The following is a 24,197-nucleotide window of genomic DNA, read 5'->3' as shown; positions in this document are numbered from 1 at the left end:
TATACCTTATTGATTTTTTAATATTTTCAAAAACTGAATTATAAGAAATCTAGATATTAAATCTTATGAACAATAATATTTTTAGGATAAGGACATGTATAAGAAAGCCGCTTTAATTTTGCCCCTCACCTTAATGAGTCAACTGAGCCTAGCAGATTGGGTTAACGATGCTACTCAACAAAATGAAAATCAAGTCATTCAGCTAAGACAAAATATTCACCAACACCCTGAACTCGGCAATATGGAATTTAAAACCTCGGCCCTTGTTCAAAAAGAATTAAAGTCTTATGGCATTCAAGTCAAAACAGGCTATGCGAAAACTGGTGTAATTGGCATCTTAAAAGGTAATAAACCCGGCCCTATTATTGCGCTTAGAGCGGATATGGATGCTTTACCTATGGAAGAAAAGAGCGGTGTTTCCTTTGCCAGTAAACAAAAAGCCATCTATCAAGGTAAGGAAACTTATGTGATGCATGCATGTGGACATGATGCACACACTGCAATGTTATTAGGTGCAGCAAAAATTTTAGCTGCGAATAAAGATAAAATATCGGGCACAGTTATTTTTGTTTTCCAACCTGCTGAAGAAGGGGGTGCAGATATAGATAACTTCACTCAAGGTGATCAAATCGGTTCACGAAAAATGATCGCTGATGGTGCTTTTAAAGACTATAAACCAGAAGCTATTTTTGGAATGCATGTCATTGCGGGTATGAAAAGTGGTCATCTTTATTATAAAGATGGCGCTATTTTAAATAGTGCAGACCATTTACGTATTCAGGTCAACGGCAAGCAGGTTCATGGTTCGACGCCATGGTTAGGCAGAGATCCAATTTATGCATCGGCACAAATGATTAATAATTTGCAAAGCCTTATTAGCCGAAGAACAGATCTAACCCAAGGTATGGGCGTAGTCAGTATTGGCAATATTCAAGGTGGTACGGCAGGAAATGTGATTCCCGAACAGGTCAATATGATCGGTACCATTCGCTCTAATAACGAAGAAATAAGAAATAACATCTTAAAAAGTTTACCAGCCATGATAGAGCATAATGCTCAAGCCAATGATGTAACTGCTAAAGTTGAAATTGCACCTTATGCACCAGTAACCATGAATGATAAAACCCTTACTCAACTTATTCAGCCAACATTAGCCAAAGTTGTAGGAAATTCAAAACTACATGTGCTCGATCACAATGCAAGCGCTAGTGAAGATTTTGCCTATTATGGCAAGTTAATGCCCTCATTTTTTGTTTTCTTAGGGGCGACACCAGAAAATCAAGACTTAACTCAGGCTGCACCGAATCATAATCCCTATTTTATTGTAGATGACAAGGCCTTAAAAACTGGAACCGAGCTACATGTAAGATTCATATTAGATTATCCGAATATATCAAAACAAGTCCAAACTTCATGGAAGCCCTCTTAACTTAAAAAGCTTGCTAGCCATAAGATGTAGCGTTTTTAGATTAGAAATTCAGCAATCGCAATTGAAAGGTTGTGCCATAGGACTTAGTATGCAATCTGCTAAACTGCCCCGTATTTAAAAGCAGATGTATGGCTTTTGAATGGAACCAATGTTTTATTCAAAGCCATATTTTAAATATAAAGCTCTATAGTGAACTAAAACGGAATCCTCTCATGGCGAATCATTTTGAATTCAACATTCGTGTTTATATTGAAGATACGGACGCAGGCGGTATTGTTTACCATGCCAACCACATTCGCTATATGGAACGTACTCGTACTGAATGGCTCCGTGCTTCTGGCGTTGATCATTACTGGCATCAAAAAGACTACAACTTTGTCGTACACAAAATTGACGTAAAATACATGCGTCCTATTTTAATGGATGATTTAATTACTGTTACAGCACGTGTAGTTTCATGTAAAGCTGCGTCATTTGTGTTGCAACAAAATATTTATCGTGGTGAAATCTTGCTTGCTTCTGGCGAGGTTGAGTTGGCATGTTTAAGCAAAGAACTTGTAGCTCGTCGTCTTCCAGAAGAAATACGTGATCTTATTCGTAAAGAATTGGAACAAGACTAAAAAAACAACCGGCATATGTAACTATGGCAACAAACATTGAATCAACCCTGCATATTTCTGACCTTATTTTACAGGCAAGTCCAGTCGTTCAGTTGGTCATGCTAATTTTATTGTTAGCATCAATCTTTAGTTGGTATCTGATTGCCAAGTTACATATGAGTTATAAAAAAGCACATCAAGAAGATGAACATTTCCAGAAAATGTTCTGGTCGGGTGCTGAACTCAATACGCTTTACAACAATGCCCAGCTCAATTCAAAACGCTCAGGTCTTGAAGATATTTTTTATCAAGGGTTGAGTGAGTTTTTTAAACTTAAAAAACGTCAGGCCCCTGTTTCACAAACGATTGAAGGGACTGAACGTATTTTACGTGTAGGTTTGAGTCGTGATCAGAGCCATCTAGAATACGGCTTAGGTACTTTAGCAAGTATTGGCTCTGTAGCTCCTTACATCGGTCTATTCGGTACCGTTTGGGGGATTATGAATGCATTTATCGGTTTAGCTGCTGTTGATCAAGTCACTTTGGCAACTGTTGCACCTGGTATTGCCGAAGCACTTATTGCAACCGCAATTGGTTTATTTGCTGCAATTCCTGCTGTATTGGCTTTTAACCACTTCACTTCTAAAAGTGAAAGTGTTTACTCTGATCGTGCTTTATTTGCTGAAGAGATGATTGCCTTATTGCAACGTCAGTCTGTGGGTTCATCACAGGAAGATGCATAATGGCAATTCAGCGTTCAGGGCGCTTTGAGCGCATAAAAAAACCACTAAAAAGTGATATGAACGTCGTACCCTATATTGACGTTATGCTTGTACTTTTGGTTATTTTCATGGTGACTGCTCCCATGATTACTAGTGGTATTAAAGTCGATTTACCTCAAGCAAATAACCATCCAATCGAATCAAAAGATATGCCAGCCATGGTCACCATTGGTAAAGATGGCAATATTTATCTTCAGTATGAAGATTACAAAGATAGTGAACCATTGTCTCGTGAAAAACTTGAAGAAGTTTTAAGCGGTGCTCAAAAGCAAGCTGAACAAGAAAATAAACAACTCACAGTTTTAGTCAATGGTGATAAGTCTCGTCCTTATGGAGAAGTCGTATCATTGATGGCAAGTTTACAAGAAGCAGGTTTAACTCAAGTTGGCCTTCTGACAGAGCCTTTAAAATAAGCTATGAATAAAAATCAAAAGCCACACTTTAAACAAAATGCGATTGCATTGAGCTTCACACTAGGAGTTCATGCAATTGCCATTGTTGGCTTGCTTTTTTTAGGCTTGAGTAAACCACCTGAACAGCCAAAAAAGCTAACAACTATTTTAGTTAAGCCAGAAGATTTACCTCCTCCGTTAGCCAAAGAAGTTGAACAAGAGACTACAGCTACCAATGATGCAAAAGAGGTGTTAACCCCTATTGTGGATGAAACGCTTCCTGAAAATCTTCCGGCTACGCCCCCTCCTCCAACAGCTCAACAACTTGCTGCTCAAAAGCAAAAGGTCGAACAGGCACAGCAAGCAAAATTAGCTGAACAAAAGCGTAAAGCTGAAGAGGCTGCAAAAGCTAAACAAGCAGCAGCAGAACAGCAACGTATTGAGGAAATACAAAAGCAGCAAGCTGAAGCTAAACGCCAAGCTGAGGCTAAAACAAAATCCGAAGCCGAACAAAAACGTAAGGCTGAACAAAGTGCAAAAGCGGAAGCAGATGCCAAGGCAAGACAAAAAGTTGCTGAAGAAGCTAAACAAAAAGCAGAGACCGATGCAAAGCTAAAACGTGAGGCTCAAAAAGCCGAAAATGCAAAACTTCGAGCACAGCAAGAAGCTAAGCAAAAAGCTGAAGCAGATGCTAAAGCTAAACAGCAAAAAGCTAATGACGACGCTAAACGTAAAGCTGAAGCAGACGCTAAAGCTAAACAGCAAAAAGCTAATGACGATGCTAAACGTAAAGCCGAAGCAGATGCTAAAGCTAAACAGCAAAAAGCTAATGACGATGCTAAACGTAAAGCAGATGCTAAAGCTAAGCAGCAAAAAGCCAATGATGATGCTAAACGTAAAGCTGAAGCAGACGCTAAAGCTAAGCAGCAAAAAGCCAATGACGATGCTAAACGCAAAGCTGAAGCTGATGCAAAAGCTAAACAGCAAAAAGCTTCTGATGATGCTAAACGTAAAGCTGAAGCTGATGCCGAAGCAAAAGCTGCATCTGCTCAAAAAGCACAAGAAGAAGCAGCTCAGAAGAAAGCCGAAGCTAAAAAAATTGCTTCTTCAGCTAGACGTGATTTTGAGCAAAAAATTCGACGCTCTTGGGATGTTCCGACTGGCAGTAGCGGTAAAACAGTGGGTGTCCGTTTTACCCTTTCAGACTCAGGTAGCGTTAATTCTATTGTGATCACACGTTCAAGTGGTGATGATGCTTTAGATGCAAGTATTAAAGCTGCAATTCAAGCATCTGCGCCATATCCTATGCCATCAGACCCTGATGCAAGACGTGAAGCAAGAAGTGTTAGCTCTACATTTAGAGCGCAATAATTTTGAAAGAGTTACATGCTTTAAATAGTTTAAGGCATGTAACTATGCTACAAAATCAACAGTCACAAAAATACCTGCTATGACTTTAAACTTATGAATACGAGCCGCAAACACCTGCTATCTTTAGCATTAATCACCGCCTTAAGCCCTATTGCTTCTACAACTGCTTTCGCCCAGTTATATCTGGAAATTGCCAAAGCACCAGATCAGGCACCAAAAATTGCTATTGTCCCGTTTAACAATGACAATGGGCTTTCTCCTATTGTTGAAACTGACTTAAACCGTTCTGGACGCTTTACAAGCTCATCTAAAAATTTGCCTGCGAATGCTGCAATTAATCAGATCCAAGCTTCTGACTGGCAAGCTGCCGGAATTCCATATGTAGTTACTGGACAAATTAAACAAACAGCTACAGGTTTTGAAGTTCATTACCAACTTTATGATGTACAAAAGCAACAATACATTTTAAATGAACTTTTAAATGTACCTGCTTCACGCATACGTCAAGCTGGCCATATGGTAAGTGATGCTATCTATCAGGCACTTACTGGTATTCCAGGTGATTTTAGCGGCCGTATTGCATATGTACTCAGAAACCCTGCCACTCCTGCAGAGCGTTATACTCTACAAATTGCAGATACCGATGGTGAACAGCCAAAAACTGTTTTGTCATCTCGTGACCCAATTCTTTCTCCGGCATGGACACCAGATGCCAAGAAAATTGCTTATGTTTCTTTTGAAACCAAACGTCCAGCAATTTATCTACAAGATTTATCTACTGGAACACGTGAAGTACTCACTAGCTTTAAAGGCCTAAATGGCGCACCGAGTTTTTCACCTGATGGTCAATCAATGCTATTCACAGCATCTATGAATGGCAATCCAGAAATCTATCAAATGGATTTATCAACTCGCCAAGTTAAACGTATGACAAACGACTCGGCAATTGATACAGAAGCACGTTATACACCAGATGGAAAATCGTTTATTTTCACTTCTGACCGTGGTGGTTCAGCCCAAATCTATCGTTATACCTTTGCTGATGGTTCAGTAAAACGTCTAACGTTTAAAGGTTCATTTAATGCACGCGGAACTTTGAGTGCAGATGGCAAAAAGATTGCTCTTGTTCATCGTCCAAGTGGCAGCAGTTATAAAGTTGCAATTCAGGACATTAATACTGGCATCACCAATATTCTTACTCCAACCAGTTTAGATGAATCACCAAGTTTCTCACCGAATGGGCAAATGGTGGTCTACGCGACTCGTGAAGGCAGCCGTGGCCTGTTATCTATCATGTCTACCGATGGACGTTTCCGTATGAATTTACCAAGTGAACAAGGTGAAGTACGTGAACCAGCTTGGGCACCAAAATAACTTTTAATTCCATTGATGGAGAAGATCATGAAATCAATCAAATATTTAGCTTTACCCTTTCTTAGCGTAGCACTTGTAATGACGGGTTGTGCTAGCCGCAAACCAGCAACAACTACTGCAACTGGCACAAATCCAAGTACAGTTAACACATCTGGTTTAAGTGAAGATGCGGCATTAAATGCTCAAAATTTGGCTGGTGCTTCATCGAAAGGTGTAACTGAAGCAAATAAAGCTGCTTTGGCTAAACGCGTTGTTCATTTTGATTATGACAGCAGTGATTTATCTACTGAAGACTATCAAACGCTTCAAGCTCACGCTCAATTCCTTATGGCAAATGCAAATTCAAAAGTTGCATTAACTGGCCATACGGATGAACGTGGTACACGTGAGTACAATATGGCTTTAGGCGAGCGTCGTGCTAAAGCGGTACAAAGCTACTTAATTACCAATGGTGTAAACCCACAGCAACTTGAAGCTGTAAGTTACGGTAAAGAAGCTCCTGTGAATGCAGGACATGATGAATCTGCGTGGAAAGAAAATCGCCGCGTTGAAATTAATTACGAAGCAGTGCCTCCTTTATTAAAATAAGGCATATGCAAAAAAACGCTCATATTTTATGAGCGTTTTTTTATAACAACAAAACTTAAGAAGATTTCTTTTCTTCTTCAGAATGTTGCATAGATTCAATCAAATCATGCTTATTAAAATCTTTATATTCAGGCTTAGCCTCATAGTCTTTCCAAGCTTCCTGAACATTTTCTTTCGAAATTTCATCTAGATTGATTGGTTCACCTGCTGTTGGGGTCGCATCAAACTTCTTTGTTGTCATTTCGATTCTCCTAAAAATATACAGTCCGTTGTCATATAATCAACATACCATTTAAAATGGGGGTTGTAAGCATAAATCCAACACAAATAAAGTAAGATAATTTTTATTTTGTGACATTCTCATCTAGAATATGCCACGTATTTATCTGACTCATTTTGATGCTTGAAGCACAGGAGCTTTTTTTATGTCCAACCTCACATTGTCCCAATTTTTACAACAACAAAAAGGGAATCTAACACCTGAGTTGGCTCAAGTCATCGACACTATCGCCACCACCTGTAAAACGATCGATCAAGCCTTACAAAAAGGTGCACTCGCTGGTATTTTGGGTAGTGCTGGTAATGAAAATGTTCAAGGTGAAACACAGAAAAAACTTGATGTGATTTCAAATGACTATTTAATTGATGCTTTAAAAGTTCATCCACAAGTGGGTGGCCTCGCTTCTGAAGAGCTTGATGAGTTCACACCTGCACAAGAAAATGGTAAATATCTGGTTTTATTTGATCCATTAGACGGCTCAAGTAACATCGACATCAATATGTGTGTAGGCACAATTTTCTCTATTCTGCCAGCCAAAAATGCGGTAACCCAAGCAGAAGATTTCATGCAAGCAGGTACACAGCAAGTTGCTGCTGGTTACGTACTTTATGGTCCATCAACCATGATGGCCTTAACTGTAGGAAATGGCGTAGTATTCTTTACTTTAGACCCAGAAACTCAAACATTCTTGCTTACTACTGACAATGTTCAAGTTTCAGCAGATACTCAAGAGTTTGCAATTAACACATCTAACCAACGTCATTGGGAAGAGCCTGTAAAACAATATATTAATGAATTACTTGCAGGTAAAACATCTGTACGTGAAAAAGATTTCAACATGCGCTGGGTAGCATGTATGGTGGGTGATATTCATCGTATTTTATGCCGCGGCGGTATTTTCCTTTATCCGTACGACTTAAAAGATCCGAAAAAAGCAGGTCGCTTACGTTTAATGTATGAAGCAAACCCAATGAGTATGCTGATTGAACAAGCTGGTGGCACATCAACTACAGGTCGTGTTCGCATTTTAGATATTGAACCGACAGAACTTCACCAACGTGTTCCTGTAATTATTGGTTCTAAAAATGAAGTTGAACGTGTAACAAGCTATCATTAATAATTTTAATTATTTAGGGCATCATAGTATCATGGTGCCCTTTTGTTGGATATTTTCTCATGGCGGTTATTTTTTTAGAATCAAAAGACAATGCAAAAATTAAACATTTGCGTGGATTAATTGAACTTAATAGCGCTCGAAAAAAGCACCAACAAACAGTCCTTGAAGGTACCCATCTCTGCTTGACGTGGTTACAACAGCAAAAAAAGATTTTTTCTTTATTTACGACAGAACAAGCATTAGAACATACTGATTTAAAAAAAATAATCGAACTGCATCAAGGTCATATCTTTGTTATTAGTGAAGTTTTATATAGAGATTTGAGTACATTAGGTACAAGCTTACCTTGTTTAGCTATTATTGATTTACCTAAAACTGCATCAACAATTGACTATAAAGTAGATACTTTAATTCTGGAAAATATACAAGATCCAGGTAACGTAGGCACATTGCTACGTTCAGCAGCGGCAGCAAATATTAAACAAATTATTTGCACACAAGGATCTGCATCACTTTGGTCGCCACGAGTTTTAAGAGCAGGCATGGGAGCTCATTTTAGCTTACATTGTTTTGAAAACTTCCAACTCACAGATATTCTTCCAAAATTTCAAATACCAGTTTTTGTTACAAGTTCTCATCGCTCAACTAGTCTTTACTCAAAAGATCTTTCAAAACCATGTGTCTGGATTTTAGGAAATGAAGGCCAAGGTGCAAGTGATTACGCCCTAGATCATGCAGAATCTGTAACTATTCCTCAGCCTGGTGGACAAGAGTCTTTAAATGTAGCAATTGCAGGATCAATTTGTTTTTTTGAGATGGTTCGTCAACGCCAATAAAACGTTAATTTATTTTACATCTCACATATTTGTGAAAAAAATCAATTACACTAGTAAAAAATAACCGATTGTTGTCAACCTCCCACCTCTTTTCAACGTTATATAAGAGATATATTGAAGATAAGGTGGGTATGTCCAATGACAGGATTTTCCATCTCCATGGATTTAGCACCGAAAAAGTCTCGATCGGAAACATCTAGTGCTCATGCAAGCACGGCTGAACAACGCCTGAAAGTTTTCATGCAAGATGTTACTGGTCGTGCTTTGGTGATGATGGAGAGTGCTACCCAAGGTCAACAAGGTATTGCAATGGATTTGGTTCAAGAAGCATTTATTGCTTTACACAAATCTTATGCCGATAAAAGTACTGAAGAATGGTATCCCCTGTTTTATACTATTTTAAACAACAAACTTCAGGACTGGCGCCGCAAAGAATCTCGTAGAGCAAACCCATTTTCATTCTTCAAAAAAGTTAGTCTGGATAATGACGACGATGAAGTTATTGATGTAGTTGATGAAAAAGCCATTAACCCTGCGGATTTTCTTGATCAAGCAGTGACTATCGAAGAAATTCGAGAAGCAATTTCAAAGCTACCTGTTCGTCAACAACAGGCATTTATGTTACGTGCGTGGGAAGGTTTTGACACACACACAACAGCTCAGATCATGAACTGTACTGAAGGTAGTGTAAAAACCCATTATCACCGAGCAATTCAGGGACTTAGAGAGTACTTAGCCCATTTAAATCCCTTGGGAGGTTCTGATGAATCATGATGATTTCACTAAAAAGGTGACGTCTAAACTTGATAGTTTGGCACATCACCATAAAAATAAAACAGTGGTCATGAATCATGTGCTTGACCATATTCAACAAAAACCAGCCTCTTTTTATAGTGTCTGGAAAATGTCTGGTTTTGCACTTGCAGCTGCGATCACAGGTTTTGTAATTTTACCTAATTCAGCAGATATTGTTGATAAGCCGCAAAATCAAGTGATTGTAAATCCTAAATTATCTCCACAGATGGTGGAAGATTTAGAAATGCTAATGGTCTTGGGTGAGGATAAAGTACAACATGGCAGCTAAAAAATTAGCACTTATCCTTTGTTCATTAAGTTTCCTGCAAACGAGCTTTGCAGGTTTTGAACGATTTTGGATTTTTTCTAAAGATGCCAATACACAAGTTGATGACACATGGAATGCTCTTTCTGAAGAAGAGCAACGTGCAGTTATTAAACGCTACCAGAGCTTAAAAGAGTTACCAGCGAATCAAAGTACGAATCTACAGCAACGTATGGATTGGTTTACTCAACTCCCCGATGCTGAAAAAGAAAAAATGCGTGAAGCATGGCAAAAAATGAGTACACAAGAGCGTAATGACTTACGCCAGCGTATGCTTAAAGCGAATGGCGAAGAAAGAACAGCTATTCGTGAAGAGTATATGAACAAGTATTTAGAACATTAAATATAACTCTATAAAATTCGTACACAGTGAATTTAATGTCTTAAATAATTTTCTATAAAAAAGCCTCCAATTGGAGGCTTTTTATTTTATATCGTTTATTTACGGTAGCGTCTATAGACTACTAAACCAAGTAAAGATACTAAAGACAAAATTCCTAAGCTACCACCACCGCCCCCACTACTATTTCCACCAGCAGTAGTATTACTGCTAACTAAACTCAAAGTACCAGCATTTGAAATTTTATTATCAGCGTCATATACATAATAAGTTAACGTATCATTGAAGTTATTAAAACTGTTCTTAGCCTGAATATAAATATTACCACCATAGCAAGTATTATCCTTATCATCACCTGGGCAAGGGCCTTCTCTATCTGCCTTCACGACCGTAAAAATTCCATCTTTTGAGCTTTTACTTGGTAAATAGATAGGCAAATCTGCAAACTGAGGTTTATTTGGCTTTGTAATAAGTGTATTAGCTGGGCCATCCCCATCATCATTTGCATATTTAAGTAAGTTTAATGGAATGATTTCATTTGCTAAATATTGAAATACGACCTTATTATCAGTTACTACTGGCGCAATATTATCGAACTTGGCTTCTAACAAACCTGTTGACTGAATAGTCCCATCCTTAGTACTTACAGTATACTTACAGTAATGATTGTCACCACTTGTTGTAATTAAATCATCTAATCTATAAAAAATAATCTGTTGTAAAGCCGCATTCCACTCGCATTTAAGTACTTTTTCTTCCGTATCTCTAATATATTCTTGCTTATCATTGATTAAACCAGTCCCAATTGTCTCGACTTTAATATTGTAGTCTGTACTATTAAAAAACTTTAGAAGATGGCTACTATCTTCATTTGGCAAAGGTAAACCATTTGCTTTCAAATCAACATAAATAGCTCGATATTTTGCATTTGCTTTAGTTTGATCAAGAAGATTTTTATAATTGGCAAAATCTATTTTTAAAGCATCCCACAAATAAGAATAAAGTGGATTAGTGAGGTTCTTTTCTGCAGTATCATATTGTGTTTGATATCCCTTAAGTAAAGTCGTAAGTGATTCATTAGCTAGCCCTTTTAAATCACCAGCAGTCAATTTCATTAACTCTACCGAGCCTATGTCACAGCTATTACGATCAATATTTACTGACTGATAATATGGTTTATTAGTTGGAAGTCTAACTAAACCACGCTGATCTATAAGAGCACATACAGCTTTACGCTCAGGATCTATATCTATTAGATCTTCTTTTCCAGGTGGCAATAAAGGAGAATTGTTTAATGGAAAATAAAGTGGTAATAAGCCTGTTACTGCTGCAGCATTATGGCGCTCAAGTAAAGCGTTGAATGGAACACCTGAAATATCAATTGTCTTATTAGCCGAAGAAAGTACTTCTGTTGGTAAGTCACATTTGTCCGTGTTATTACTTAAATTTAGTGCATTAAAGGATAATTTAAGACTAGAGTTTTTCAAATCTGCTGCTGAGCCTGCCAAATATCGACAAGCATAACCATCTGGGTTATATCCAATTATATTAAAATTTAATTCTTTTTCAGCTAAACTATCATAGAGAAAGGTAGTATGGGCACTGTTTTGGACAATAGTATTATTTTGTAGTTTTAAACTACTTTCACCACTTAGAATGGTTGATGGATTCGTTGTACTACCAGAAATTGCATCTCCTGTAAATTTTAAAATGCTGCCATTTACAGTACTTGCAATATTTTGAGCAATCGTATTAATAGTAAACTCAGCTTTCGGTTCGCCACAAAATTCAAATGTACTCGTAGCATTAGTTGAACCATTATTGATAATACTTGAAGATGTAAAAGTAACGTCTCGTTTGGCATATTCAGTACCATTAAAACAACTCATTGCTAGCACACTACCAGTCGTTGCCTGATTACCTTGTACCAAGGAATGAGTTACCGATAAATTTACCCCACTGCCTCCAAGAAAGATTGCTCCACCTTTCGGTGCTTGCGAGTTCAAAATTTGTGTATTTAATAAGGTAACATTACCACCCGCATAAATAGCCCCACCTTGATTTGAAGCCGTACCATTTTCTAAAATAATATTTTGCAGAAATAATGTTTTTTTATTTTCTGCTGTATTAAATATACGCGACTTCCCTGCCGCATTAATCCGAGTTTGAAGAAGAGGTAATGCAGGATAATCATTTGTTAATACATTCTTTTCTGACCAATTCTGATCTTCATTACGCTCACCATAACCATAAATAGAAATATCAGCATTTGGCACTAATTCTTTATTTAAAGTATAAGTTCCTGCTTTTAGTTGAATTACTTGAGCAGTATTAAGATTATAAACAGTACATCCATACGCTGATTTACGGGTTTCCGCAACTTTAATAGCTTCTCTTAATGAACATGCATTCGCATTTTCACCATCTTCATCAGCAAAAGTTGTAACCTCAATTCTTTGATTTGTGGTATCAGCAAAAAGTGGCATATTTGCAATTACAGCTAATGCTAATAATGCTTTTTTGTAATTTTTCATAGTCCTCATCCCTGATTATGACTTGAAACGGCGCAAAGCAATCAAACCTAATAAACCTAAAATAAAGCCACCACCCACACTGCCTCCCCCCCCTGCACTCACAGATTTGTCTTCAATTCCAGATAAAGGATCCTGAGCAATTCTTGTCGGAATAGTAATATATTGAAACTCTACACCTTCATTAAATCGAGACACACTCGTAATAACCTGAATACTAAAAATATCTGCACCATGCCAGTTACCGTTTGGGGTATAAACTACATTCCCATTTTGATCTAGAGTTATAGTACCTTTAGAAACTGGAGTATCTGTACTTTGTTTAATTCGAAGACATCCTGGTTGCCATTCTTTTCCATCAGCACGCTCTCCAAATAAACGTTTGCATGTAGCTGGAGTCACTAGATCTGCTTCACTTAAAGAACCCAAAATATTAAATTTAGCAACTTGGCCGTATCTAATATCTTGACCTACTGAAGACATCTCTGTATTTAAAATATATTCGATTGCGCCAAGATCACACAGCTCATCATAACCGCTACGTTTTTTCCCACGTTGATCAACATTTTCACAGGTTACTAATCCGACTGAAGTGGCGTCACTATATAAACGACCTTTATTAATAATTAAGGAATCAGCTAAAGTATTATAACTTTCTAACAGTCGAGGTTTAAAAAAACCTAAAAAGCTATCTTTAGGCGTGCTAAATGGGCATAACAATCCTTCTTTTGCTGTTACATCACAGACACCTTCATCTGTAGTTCCTGCAATTAATTTTTCATTATTAGGATAGATAATATTTGGAAGTTTTGAGGTCGCGTTTCTATTACATTCTGCTGTAACTAAATTACTTTGTATGATTGCTTTATCAGCAGTACTAGCCTGACAATTGATTGTATTCCCAACTAAAATACTATTTAAAATAGAAGCATTACCTTGCGGGGCATCTAGAAATAGTCCCTTATCATTTTTGATCATGGTAATGTTATTAACAAACATTCCATCTCGAATATTTGCAATAAAACCACTTTTATTGTGAAAAAAAGTACTATTACTCAATCCAGTAGCGCGCTGACTTAAGTATCCAGCTGTGCTTGCATCATCAAATCTATTTGCGTTAAAAAAAAGTGATCCATCTACTGAACTAACTTCATTGTCTCGGATTACAGACTGAGTGATCAAATACAAAGGCTGCTCGCTATAAATTACTCCACCTTCTGTTGCTTTATTATTCTGAATAAGAGTATTGCTAATAGTGACAAAACCATAAGTCTGACCACTTTTCGTGACTAGCCCTCGATTATAAATTGCTCCCCCTTGAGCTGCGTATCCATCGATTAAACGTGAATTTTGGATCTTTAACATTTCATGATTATCGATTAATCCACCAGTAAAGGCTTTAGACTTTAAACCTGCACCTTGTAAATTAAGATCAGTTAAAGAAACTGAGATCGATCCTTTTTCAATACTTTCATCATCAATTTTAAATAACTGATCTGTACCAATCATTTTTATTGTAGCGTTATGTGAACCTGGCTGATCGGTATCAACTAACGTAGAATCATTTTTAACAGTACTGATTGTTAAAGGGGCTGTAATCTTTATTTTTTCATTAAGTGTGTACTCTTTGTCTCGCTGCAAAATAATATTGTTTGAATCACTACTCACACAGCCGTGATAACCATCTTTTACAGAAGCAACAACAGTAGAATCACTTGAATTACGCTTATTTATTAGCTCTACAGCTTCACGTAATGAACAGACTGTATTATCAACGTCTTCATCAGTTGTAGTTGTGACTTGAATATCGGCAGAATAAGCGTGTCCAGCAGCAGCCAATAAAGCAAAAGCAATGCTCCGTTTGAGCATACCCATCTCCTTACATCTTTTTTCATTTTTCTTTGTCAATATTGCAAAATTTCCGCTTTTGCAATCGCATCCTTTGTGCGTACTTTGTCACAGCAAGTAGAATTTCTCAAGACATTTTGGTCGGTCTGTAGAGTCATTTTTGACCTAGATTACAAAAAGCTTCATACATTTAAAAAACTTTTTTAAATACAAAAATGTGACCGTTTAAAATTAGCAGAAGCTTTAAAAAGATATAGAGGCAAGTGCTCTGAAATTAGAATTTTTTGTCCGAGACTCTATTTTTAATAGTTTTTTATGTGCACAGGTGAGGCAATAAAACAAGATTCAAGGATATCTATGGTTGATATTCATCAATCAAAGCATAAATTTGTCTTAAAGTTGCATTCGAAAGTTTTGTTTTTTCGCCTTTGAGAAGTTTTTCTAACTGAGCAACTGTCTGTAGTAAAAGAGAAGCTTGGTGAGGGCCATGTAATAATAAGTAGTCAACAATTTGCTGATCAAAATGGATACCACGTCTAGACATTACAGACGTAACTAAAGAGTAACGGTCCGCATATAAGCTTCCACTCGGCACTTTAACACTAACAGCTTGCGTAAGTCGTGACTGTAAGTCTGGCAATTCTAACTTTAATTCGATAGGCGCTACACGTGAAGAGAATACTAGCTGTCCTTCGTGATTATTCATTAAATGGAAGACAGCTTTTTGCCAATGAGGCACACCACTAATTGATTCAATATCATCCAAAGCGACAAGATCATAATGCTCTAAAGAAGTAATTGCTTCGATAGGAGCATCAAGGAGTTCAAGCAAAGAAACTTTAATTGCAGATTTGCCTACTTCTAAATAAGAGTCACAAATTGCGGAAAGTAAGTGACTCTTTCCTGTCCCTGCTCCACCATAGATATAAAACCTACTCACCAGACCAGCATGTAGTTGACGCACAGCATCGACTACATTCCCCCAACTCGGTCCCGAAAAATCACTGATTCGGGCATCAAGTTGAGGTTCTATATCCAGTTGGAGTTGACGCATATATTGAATTAACCTTGAAATTATTTCTGGTTAGGGGATTTCAGTTCATCTGTATCTTGCTGTGTTTTAACTTCAAGATCAAGCTTAGTGCTTTCGGTTTCTACATGAATTTGCTCAATATCGCCATGTTGGATCACTAATGTAGAAGGTGGAGCATAAAGTGAGCTTCTTTCATAATTCTCTCTTAAATGCTTCAACAACACTACAATAACAGCAGCAACAGGCAATGCAATTAACATTCCTAAGAAACCTGCAAGCTGTGCACCTGCCAATACGGCAAAAACAACTGCTACAGGAGATAAACCAATTTTATCGCCCAGTAGGAATGGCTGAAGAATATAACCCTCTACCGCTTGGCCAATCATAAAAACTACACCAACCAGTAATAAATGCATCCAATCCAAACCGAACTGGAACAAGCTAGCAATAACAGCTGCAATAATACCTACGGCAAATCCTAAATAAGGAATAATACTGGCAAGACCAGCTACCATACCAATAATAAGACCAACTTCCAAACCAATGAGCTGTAAACCAACTGCATATACTACGCCTAGCAATAGCATGACGAGAAACTGACCTTTAACAAACGCTCCTAAAACGCTATGGCATTCACCAACAATCTGTAAAGTAGTTGCTTCATATGGGCGTGGAATGAGACGGCGTAAGTTTTGTAGCATACGGTCCCAGTCTAATAAAAAATAAAAAGCAATAATTGGAATTAGAACAACTGTTCCACCAATTTGAATAAAATTGAGACCTGATTGTGCAAGCTTTAATAAGACAGCTTGAATACTATCGGCACTGTAATTTGTCTGAACATAATCCATGACAGCTTTGGACATTTGGTCAGTATCAATTTCCATTTGCTGAACATTAAATGTCGAAGAAACCCATGGCAATAGTTCTGCATTAATCCAGTGAATACCTGCTGGAATACTATCTCGGGCGTAAACCAATTGTTTCCAAATCAGAGGTACTAAATACCATAATGCAATGGTTAGTGTTACACCAATTCCTATAAACACCACGCTAATTGCTAACCAGCGAGGCAATTTGATTTTTACCAGAACATCAACGAGTGGACTGAATAAATAAGCCAGGAAAAAAGCACCGATAAAAGGAATGACTACAGGCTTGAGTAAGTACAATACCCATACCAGCAATACAATACCTGCGAGTAAAAGAATACGGCGCAGTATACGATCTTGCATAAAATCTAGCCTTTTTTGATTTAATCGTTATAAATGAAAAAATATTTTTATTAAAGATAGCATTTTCGAGCATAAATAACATAAGAGTTTCGTATATTCAGGTTATAATCTGCCGCCAATGCGGAGACTTCATTTATGAGCAACTCAACTTCTACCCCAAATACCGGTTTAAGCTACAAAGATGCGGGTGTCGACATTGAAGCGGGCGACGCACTGGTCGATCGTATCAAGTCAGTCGCTAAACGTACAAGTCGTCCTGAAGTAATGGGCGGTCTTGGTGGCTTTGGTGCACTATGCAAAATTCCTAAAGGTTATGAAGAGCCTGTTTTAGTTTCTGGAACCGATGGTGTAGGAACTAAATTACGTTTGGCACTTAATCTTAATCGTCATGACACAATCGGCCAAGATCTTGTGGCTATGTGTGTAAATGACCTTTTAGTTTGTGGTGCAGAACCATTATTCTTCCTTGATTATTACGCGACTGGTCACTTAAATGTTGACGTTGCTGCAAATGTTGTTACTGGTATTGGTAAAGGTTGTGAGCTTGCAGGTTGCGCACTTGTAGGTGGTGAAACCGCAGAAATGCCAGGCATGTATGAAGGCGAAGATTACGATCTTGCTGGTTTTGCTGTTGGTGTTGTTGAGCAAAGCAAAATTATTGATGGCTCTAAAGTAAAGTCTGGTGACGTACTTATCGGTGTTGCATCAAGTGGTGCTCACTCGAATGGTTACTCATTACTACGTAAAATCTTAGACGTTAAAAACGTTGATTTAACTCAAGTGATTGATGGTCGTCCTCTTGCAGATGTTGCAATGGAACCAACACGTATCTATGTAAAACCAGTTCTTGAACTTTGCAAACAAGTTGATGTGCATGCTATGGCACACATCACTGGCGGCGGTTTACCTGGTAACTTACCACGTGTATTACCAAATGGTGCTCAAGCGGTCATTGATGAAGCATCTTGGGAATGGTCTGAGTTATTCCAACTTCTACAACGCGAAGGCAATGTAGAGCGCTTTGAAATGTACCGTACGTTTAACTGTGGCGTAGGTATGGTCATTGCTGTTGATGCAAATGATGCTGAAAAAGCAATTGAAGTGCTTAATGCTCAAGGCGAAAAAGCTTGGAAAATTGGACACATCCAAGAAAATGCTGAATCAGTGGAAGGTGCAGACGAAAAAATTCGTGTGATCTTTGCATGATAAAAATTGCTGTTCTAGTCTCTGGGAACGGCAGTAATTTACAAGCCTTGATAGATGCAAATCTATCAGGGCAAATTGTAGGTGTACTGTCTAATAAAGCAGATGCTTATGCCCTAGAGCGTGCTCAAAAAGCCAATATTGCTACGGCCGTTATTTCTCATAAAGACTTTCCAACTCGTGAAGTGTTTGATGAAGCAATGCATCAACAGCTCTTGGCTTGGCAAGTGGATGTGGTTATTTTAGCCGGTTTCATGCGCATTTTAACTCCCACCTTTGTCAACAAATGGCAAGGGAAAATGCTGAACATACATCCCTCACTTCTTCCAGCTTATAAAGGTGTGAACACTCATCAACGCGTTTTAAACACAGGTGATCGTTTACATGGTTGTACCGTACACTTTGTAACGGCTGAACTGGATTCTGGTCAATCAATTGCCCAATCCGCTATTTCAGTTAAAGAACATGATACTGCCGCTTCATTAGCAAATCGAGTGCATGCACTTGAGCACTTTATCTACCCACAAGTAGCAGAGTGGTTATGTAACGGTCAACTTACATGGAAAAATGGCCAAGCTTATTTGCGTGATCAAGTTCTTGAACACCCTATTCGTTTTGCAAATTGGTAAAACTTTTTACTTAAAAGCAAAAATAAAAAAGGACATGCTGGCATGTCCTTTTTTATAAGTCTAAAAATTAATTTGGCTGATGATGAATCAATTTCTTTATAGAATTCACTGTATCAATTGGATGCTCTAGAGGGAACATATGCCCCCCTTCAACCACAGTAAACGGAATTCCCATTTTTCGCTTTGCCATTTGAGGAAAGCCTCTCTTTAAGAAATCACTTCCTTTACCTACAACTAAATGCACAGGCATCTTAGGTTTTGGCATAGGCAGCCACCACCAAGAAGGGTTTTTACGGAAAATTGCAACTTCATCCTCACGAGAAATCGTTAAAGTTACTCCACCGCGAACCGAATCTTCTTTCAAAGCATAGTCGATGTAGGCTTGAAAACAATCTTCATCAAAATCTTTATAAAATCCTTTAGGACGTAGTAACTCAGCAGCCTGCTCTCTCGAGTCCCAATGTTCACGACGGCGTGCAGATAAACCAGCTGGAGTCATCGCATCAACCAATTTAGGACGAAATAGTTTTGCCATGTGAAATGCAAATGAATATCGCCCTAAAATAAGAGGCGGATCTAACATAATGACTTGAGAGAAGAGTTCAGGACGCTGAAAAGATGCCATCAACGTTAAAACCGAACCAAGAGAATGGCCAAGTCCAATCACTTTACGTCCTTTCGCCTGTCGCACAATACTGTCAATTACCTGATCAACCAAAGCAGGCCAATGGTTAGTCACAGGATAACGTTTATCAGGACCAATCAGGGGAACATAAATAATGTCATATTCCCCTTTTAACTGATCAAACAGTTTTTGATACACTTTTGATGGCACGCCATTCGCATGAGCAAAGTGTATAACTGGTTTCATTGACATACCGCTATCCTAAAACAGATTTTATTGTAATTTTGCGCTTTGACGAGTCTGCACTTCTTGAGCAATAGATTCACTTACCCCTTGCCCGATTTGTGCCCCCATACGACCTAAAATGGATTGTAATGGGTTGCGCTCAATTGTGTAGTCAACTTTATTATCAAGGTTTAGTTCACGCATCAAGCTCGTAATGTTACCTGAACGGTCAGCAACACCCAATTGGATTGCTTGTTCGCCAGTCCAGAATAAACCAGAAAAAATAGCTGGATCGTTCGATTTCAAACGCTTCCCACGCCCTTCTTTAACTGCAGTGATAAAGTGAGTATGAACATTATCAAGAACAGATTGAATATGTTGCTTTTGAGCAGGATCAATCGGTTTTGTCATACTTAAAATGTCTTTATTCGTTCCTGCTGTTAAAGTACGATCTTCAATGCCAAGTTTCTGAGCTAAACCAGTAATCCCATAGTTAGGCATAATCACACCAATTGAGCCGACCAGACTTGATGGATTGACAATAATCTCATCAGCAGCAGACGCAATATAATAAGCACCTGATGCACCCATATCACCAATCACAGCGTAAACCTTTTTATCTGGATGCTGTTTTTTCAAATAACGAATTTCCTGCCAGATTTCATCAGACTGAACTGGGGAACCGCCAGGTGAGTTAATATTAAGTGCAATAGCTTTACTATTTGAAGCTTCAAAAGCACGTTTAAGCGCTTTATTGGTATCTTCACTATTTACTGATTGATTACTTGAAGCATCAATAGTTCCAATAATATCCACTACTGCCAAATGAGCACTACTGCTACTCACCGCAGAGCCTTCTTTGCTGGTTGAACAGCCTTTACCCATGAGTACAATAATGAATAATAAATAAATAAAAGTTAATGTTTTAAAGAAGATTCCCCAACGGCGACTACGGCGCTGTTCCTCTACTGAAGCAAGTACAGCCTTCTCAAGAATTTGCCATTCTGGTCCATTTTGTTTAGGGATTATAGGTTCATTTTGTGGTTTTGGTGGCCAATCGGACATAAAATTCCAATCCAAATTAATCTAAAATGATGTCATTATATACGTTGATTTGATAAAAACTGTCTAAATAATATGATTTCATTTATAATAATTTTATCTTTTTTTAATTATTGCTTCCTTTTTACCGCGATAGATGACCAAATTAGATACAAAAAGCATGAACTACTACCTACTCAAAACTTTTAGCCGCCAGCCAATTCAATTTGGACGTTTTCTTGCTCGTATGTTGGCAGGGTTAATTAATACTTTAAAAATTACTAAAACATCAAAAAGTATAGAACTAAACCTACAAATCGCCCTCCCACATTTAACGCCACAGCAGCGAATAGAAATTACGCAGCAAGCTATTCGCAATGAAGTCACCTCATACTTTGAATTTTTAAGTATTTGGGGCTCATCAAATAGTAAGAATATCGAAAGAATTCATCATATTGAAGGAGAACATTACTTTCACGAAGCACTTGCAGCAAAAAAAGGTGTGGTTTTGATTGTTCCACATTTTGGTACATGGGAAGTCCTGAATGCTTGGTGTTCACAATTCACTTCAATGACAATTTTATACAAGCCAGTAAAAAATGAAGATGCAGACCGTTTTGTTCGAGAAGCACGTAGTCGTGAACAAGCTCACTTGGTTCCTACTGACGAAACTGGTGTAAGACAAATTTTTAAAGCCTTAAAACAAGGTGAAACTACTGTAATTTTGCCTGACCATACGCCTAACGTCGGCGGCAGTATGATCAATTATTTTGGTGTTCCCCTTGCCTCAAGTAATTTAAGTACCAAGCTTATTCAAAAGACTAAAGCAAAAGCTTTATTCCTTTACGCGATTCGTAACGAAAATGACGGTTTTACGATGCACGTTGAACCTATGGATGAGAAAATCTACGAAGGTAGTGCAGATGATGGAACTTATGTCATTCATCAGGCTATTGAACAACTCATCTATCGTTATCCAGAACATTACCACTGGAGTTATAAACGTTTTAAAGCAAACCCTGCTTTAGATAATATTTATAATATTGATCCAGCTGAAGCTCTTCAAATTGTGGATAAGCTTAAAGCAGAAGCTTCACAAATTTCTGTAAAGCCAAGTACGTTCGAAACGTCGAGTGTATAAAATCATTTGATGATTCTCAGATACAAAACTTAATGTTCCTTGCTCAACTGTGCTTTTAAATGGAATATTAAGTTCTTGTATTCTCGCTAAAACCTCTTTGCTAGGATGACCATATCGGTTATTAAAACCGGCAGACGCGATAACAAGCTTGGGATTTAACATCGCTAAGAAGTCATAGGCTGAACTATGCTTACTACCATGATGACCTAAGACCAAAACATCTACTTTTAAATCAGGATATTCTTTTATCAATTGATATTCTGCTTCCCACCCCGCATCCCCCATAATTAAATAATTCTGATAACCCCTTACTTGTTTTAAATGAATATAAACGACACAAGAATATTCATTTTGATTAGAAGAAACTAAATTTAAATCATTTTCTTTAGGCCAAAGTATCTCAATATCTAACTGTGGATATTGCCATTTTTGCCCTTGATGACAATAGGTAAATGGTTCTTTAATTTGCTCTTTCCATAATTCATTTGATATGACTTGTTTGATAGGAAAAGCCTGAGCGATAAAAGGAAATGCCCCACTATGATCTTGGTCAAGATGAGATAACACCACATGATCTAGTTGCTTAATACCTTTCTGACGTAAATATGGAATTACTACATTTTGACCAATACTGAAAGCCTTCTCATCATAAGAACCACCCGTATCAATTAACCATGTCTGCTCTGGATGTTGTAGAAAAATCGCTTGTCCTTGGCCTACGTCTATAATATTTAATTGAATTTGCTGTGAGGTTTTATTCGGAATGATTAAGGGTAAACAACATATAAAACTCCAAGATTTTGGTAAAACACCACGCGGTAAAAATAAAATAATAATGGCACAGCTTAAGCCTATCAAAGCCAGTGGTGTCAGACTAAAACCTTGGAATGGCAGAGATAATTTCTCTAAAAGACTAAAACATGTCAGCCCCATACTGAGCAAAATATCATTAATCTGAAAGAGTGCATTTCCAAGTGAATTAAAAATAAGCCACACACAAGCAGCGAAAATATTTAAAGGAACAATAACTCCTCCTAACAGAGGAACAGCAATAATATTTGTAAGAGGTGCTACCCATGAAATCTGCTGAAAGAAAATCAACATTAGAGGACATAGAGCAATAAATATTTTGCCCTGAGATTCAATTAGGGTTTTAGCTAAAAGAATTATTCTAGATAGCAAACTCAATGAGGCAAGATTTGGAGTCTGTACTATGGTGTGATAAATGCGTAATAAAATAAAGCAAGAACCATAAGAGAGCCAAAAACCTGCCGATAAAACACTAAATGGATCAAAAAGTAAAAGTAGACTTGCGCTATAAACCAAGAGCGAAAATGGCTTAACTGGCAGTTTGACCAACAATAAAAAGGCAAATAAAAATACTGAGAGTAAAGTTCTTAAGGCTGGAATTTCAAAGCCGACAAAAGCTGTATAAATCAAAACCCCAAAACATAACGGAATCATTGCTAATATTTGCTTGGGTTGCCACAAATAAAGCTGAGGATAATAACGTCGTACTAATTGATGTAATCCCCAAGATAACAAGATTGCAAAAATGAGGACATGAGGCCCTGAAATGGCCAACAAATGAGAGATTCCTAACTGTTTAAATTGATTTTTAATGTCTTCATTTAAAAGACTTTCATCCCCTGTTAAAAGCGCTAATAACAATCCTTTATTCTGAAATGGAGATTTTTTTAGCATTACTCTAAATTTTAGACGGAGTTTTTCTATATTTAATTGTTGTCTAGTCAAAAAATTTTGTTGCTGTTTTAAGTGATTTTGATAACCCAACCGATAAATTTCATTCGAGTTTAAAGGTTCAATATGCTGAACACTGAAACCTGACAGTATGTTTCGTTGAATGAACCATTGTTCTTGATCAAAAGCACCTGATACTGCATAACTATGAGCTGGTCTGGTTTTACCCGAAATTCGATAGTAATGACCTAATTGTAATTTTGGTCCTTCTATTAATGCACTCTCATTTTCATTTTTTAAATATAACAACCAATTCACCACACCGGATGACCGCCCTAGAACCTGAGCGAGTTGCTGTGTCTTATTATCTTTTTCTTCACTTATTCGGTCTATATAAACAACAATGTCTAAAGACTCAGGTTGCATCTCCCGTGTTTGTAGTCTTTCATTTAAGGCATGCTGAGCATACAGATAGCCTATAACAAAAAGGCTTAGACCACAGATTAAATAATAAACTCCTTTTAATATGGGACGATTTACAACAAGATGCCGCTTAAAAATATAAAACATTAAACAGATAAAGAGCAAAACTTTACCAATCCAACCATATTGCATTATGAGAGGAAGATCTATTCCCATAAATGCAATACCTACAATCCACCCCAGTAAAATAAGCTTTAACATTTAAATCATATGGTTATCTTTTTAGGGGCAAAATTAAAGCCCAACTGAGTGGGCTTTAACAATGTGATTTAAT

23 protein-coding genes are annotated in these 24,197 nt (G+C 37.5%); 15 read left to right on the top strand and 8 right to left on the bottom strand.

Translation table 11 applies throughout. The annotated features are described in order from the left end of the window. The first annotated feature begins 94 nt into the window (after nt 1-94). The 7 genes from ODQ17_RS11320 (at nt 95) to pal (ending at nt 6,535) form a co-directional block, all read left to right on the top strand. Nucleotides 95-1,429: a M20 family metallopeptidase gene (locus tag ODQ17_RS11320; protein WP_322903698.1), complete on the top strand. Its 1,335-nt coding sequence runs from the start codon at nt 95-97 to the stop codon at nt 1,427-1,429. Between the two features lie 212 nt (nt 1,430-1,641). Continuing rightward, nucleotides 1,642-2,049: a tol-pal system-associated acyl-CoA thioesterase gene (gene ybgC / locus ODQ17_RS11315; RefSeq protein WP_004699892.1), complete on the top strand. Its 408-nt coding sequence runs from the start codon at nt 1,642-1,644 to the stop codon at nt 2,047-2,049. A gap of 23 nt (nt 2,050-2,072) precedes the next feature. Continuing rightward, complete coding sequence (tolQ, locus tag ODQ17_RS11310; protein ID WP_004790660.1) at nt 2,073-2,771, top strand: protein TolQ; 699 nt, start codon at nt 2,073-2,075, stop codon at nt 2,769-2,771. Then, the gene (tolR, locus tag ODQ17_RS11305; protein ID WP_004790658.1) at nt 2,771-3,223 is read left to right on the top strand and encodes a protein TolR; all 453 of its coding nucleotides are present in this window, start codon (nt 2,771-2,773) and stop codon (nt 3,221-3,223) included. Before tolQ ends, tolR begins: the two co-directional genes overlap by 1 nt. Before the next feature lie 3 nt (nt 3,224-3,226). Then, a complete protein-coding gene (tolA, locus tag ODQ17_RS11300) occupies nt 3,227-4,573 on the top strand; it encodes a cell envelope integrity protein TolA (RefSeq protein ID WP_322903696.1) in 1,347 nt (448 codons plus the stop codon). A 93-nt stretch (nt 4,574-4,666) separates the two neighbouring features. Continuing rightward, complete coding sequence (tolB, locus tag ODQ17_RS11295; RefSeq protein ID WP_322903694.1) at nt 4,667-5,947, top strand: Tol-Pal system beta propeller repeat protein TolB; 1,281 nt, start codon at nt 4,667-4,669, stop codon at nt 5,945-5,947. A 27-nt stretch (nt 5,948-5,974) separates the two neighbouring features. After that, nucleotides 5,975-6,535, top strand: a complete 561-nt coding sequence (gene pal, locus ODQ17_RS11290) for a peptidoglycan-associated lipoprotein Pal (protein WP_013197071.1) — start codon at nt 5,975-5,977, stop codon at nt 6,533-6,535. 55 nt (nt 6,536-6,590) lie between these two features. Here pal and ODQ17_RS11285 read toward each other — a convergent pair whose 3' ends face one another. Next, the gene (locus ODQ17_RS11285; RefSeq protein WP_004790651.1) at nt 6,591-6,776 is read right to left on the bottom strand and encodes an NF038105 family protein; all 186 of its coding nucleotides are present in this window, start codon (nt 6,774-6,776) and stop codon (nt 6,591-6,593) included. A 184-nt stretch (nt 6,777-6,960) separates the two neighbouring features. On the opposite strand from ODQ17_RS11285, the gene ODQ17_RS11280 reads away from it, so the two are divergent. The 5 genes from ODQ17_RS11280 (at nt 6,961) to ODQ17_RS11260 (ending at nt 10,231) form a co-directional block, all read left to right on the top strand. Next, nucleotides 6,961-7,932, top strand: a complete 972-nt coding sequence (locus ODQ17_RS11280; protein ID WP_322903692.1) for a class 1 fructose-bisphosphatase — start codon at nt 6,961-6,963, stop codon at nt 7,930-7,932. Nucleotides 7,933-7,991: 59 nt separating this feature from the next. Beyond that, the gene (locus ODQ17_RS11275; RefSeq protein ID WP_005307562.1) at nt 7,992-8,768 is read left to right on the top strand and encodes a TrmH family RNA methyltransferase; all 777 of its coding nucleotides are present in this window, start codon (nt 7,992-7,994) and stop codon (nt 8,766-8,768) included. Nucleotides 8,769-8,927: 159 nt separating this feature from the next. Next, the gene (locus tag ODQ17_RS11270; protein WP_004790645.1) at nt 8,928-9,542 is read left to right on the top strand and encodes an RNA polymerase sigma factor; all 615 of its coding nucleotides are present in this window, start codon (nt 8,928-8,930) and stop codon (nt 9,540-9,542) included. Next, nucleotides 9,532-9,852: a hypothetical protein gene (locus tag ODQ17_RS11265; protein ID WP_004643705.1), complete on the top strand. Its 321-nt coding sequence runs from the start codon at nt 9,532-9,534 to the stop codon at nt 9,850-9,852. Before ODQ17_RS11270 ends, ODQ17_RS11265 begins: the two co-directional genes overlap by 11 nt. Further along, nucleotides 9,842-10,231 carry a DUF3106 domain-containing protein gene (locus tag ODQ17_RS11260; RefSeq protein ID WP_004790640.1) on the top strand — a complete coding sequence of 130 codons (390 nt, stop codon included), beginning with the start codon at nt 9,842-9,844 and terminating at the stop codon, nt 10,229-10,231. The genes ODQ17_RS11265 and ODQ17_RS11260 overlap by 11 nt, the downstream gene beginning before the upstream one ends. A gap of 95 nt (nt 10,232-10,326) precedes the next feature. On the opposite strand, the gene ODQ17_RS11255 is transcribed toward ODQ17_RS11260, so the two are convergent. From ODQ17_RS11255 to cxpE, 4 genes are all read right to left on the bottom strand, one after another. After that, a complete protein-coding gene (locus tag ODQ17_RS11255; protein WP_322903690.1) occupies nt 10,327-12,762 on the bottom strand; it encodes a CSLREA domain-containing protein in 2,436 nt (811 codons plus the stop codon). Between the two features lie 15 nt (nt 12,763-12,777). Then, on the bottom strand, nt 12,778-14,628 hold the full coding sequence (rbtA, locus tag ODQ17_RS11250; RefSeq protein ID WP_322903688.1) for a rhombotarget A: 1,851 nt from the start codon (nt 14,626-14,628) through the stop codon (nt 12,778-12,780). A 334-nt stretch (nt 14,629-14,962) separates the two neighbouring features. Continuing rightward, entirely contained in the window at nt 14,963-15,661 is a 699-nt protein-coding gene (hda, locus tag ODQ17_RS11245) for a DnaA regulatory inactivator Hda (RefSeq protein ID WP_013197065.1), read from the bottom strand. A gap of 20 nt (nt 15,662-15,681) precedes the next feature. After that, a complete protein-coding gene (gene cxpE / locus ODQ17_RS11240; RefSeq protein WP_004790632.1) occupies nt 15,682-16,875 on the bottom strand; it encodes a chloramphenicol efflux transporter CxpE in 1,194 nt (397 codons plus the stop codon). Between the two features lie 135 nt (nt 16,876-17,010). Here cxpE and purM point away from each other — a divergent pair, with 135 nt between their 5' ends. After that, entirely contained in the window at nt 17,011-18,081 is a 1,071-nt protein-coding gene (gene purM, locus ODQ17_RS11235; protein ID WP_005307576.1) for a phosphoribosylformylglycinamidine cyclo-ligase, read from the top strand. Next, entirely contained in the window at nt 18,078-18,707 is a 630-nt protein-coding gene (purN, locus tag ODQ17_RS11230; protein ID WP_322903684.1) for a phosphoribosylglycinamide formyltransferase, read from the top strand. Before purM ends, purN begins: the two co-directional genes overlap by 4 nt. 67 nt (nt 18,708-18,774) lie before the next feature. Here the strand turns inward: purN and ODQ17_RS11225 are convergent, their stop codons facing one another. Both ODQ17_RS11225 and sppA read right to left on the bottom strand, forming a co-directional pair. Next, nucleotides 18,775-19,584: an alpha/beta fold hydrolase gene (locus tag ODQ17_RS11225; protein ID WP_004790626.1), complete on the bottom strand. Its 810-nt coding sequence runs from the start codon at nt 19,582-19,584 to the stop codon at nt 18,775-18,777. Between the two features lie 21 nt (nt 19,585-19,605). Beyond that, the gene (gene sppA, locus ODQ17_RS11220; protein WP_174765645.1) at nt 19,606-20,622 is read right to left on the bottom strand and encodes a signal peptide peptidase SppA; all 1,017 of its coding nucleotides are present in this window, start codon (nt 20,620-20,622) and stop codon (nt 19,606-19,608) included. A 133-nt stretch (nt 20,623-20,755) separates the two neighbouring features. Between sppA and ODQ17_RS11215 the strand changes: the two genes are divergently transcribed. Continuing rightward, nucleotides 20,756-21,739: a lysophospholipid acyltransferase family protein gene (locus ODQ17_RS11215; RefSeq protein ID WP_322903681.1), complete on the top strand. Its 984-nt coding sequence runs from the start codon at nt 20,756-20,758 to the stop codon at nt 21,737-21,739. On the opposite strand, the gene ODQ17_RS11210 is transcribed toward ODQ17_RS11215, so the two are convergent. Next, nucleotides 21,692-24,124, bottom strand: coding sequence for a DNA internalization-related competence protein ComEC/Rec2 (locus ODQ17_RS11210; RefSeq protein WP_322903679.1), 2,433 nt, complete (start codon nt 24,122-24,124; stop codon nt 21,692-21,694). The genes ODQ17_RS11215 and ODQ17_RS11210 overlap by 48 nt on opposite strands. Nucleotides 24,125-24,197: the final 73 nt, after the last annotated feature.

It is taken from the genome of Acinetobacter sp. IRS14, from assembly GCF_034650275.1.
GTDB lineage: Bacteria > Pseudomonadota > Gammaproteobacteria > Pseudomonadales > Moraxellaceae > Acinetobacter > Acinetobacter oleivorans.
This window is presented reverse-complemented; position numbering and strand designations above follow the sequence as displayed.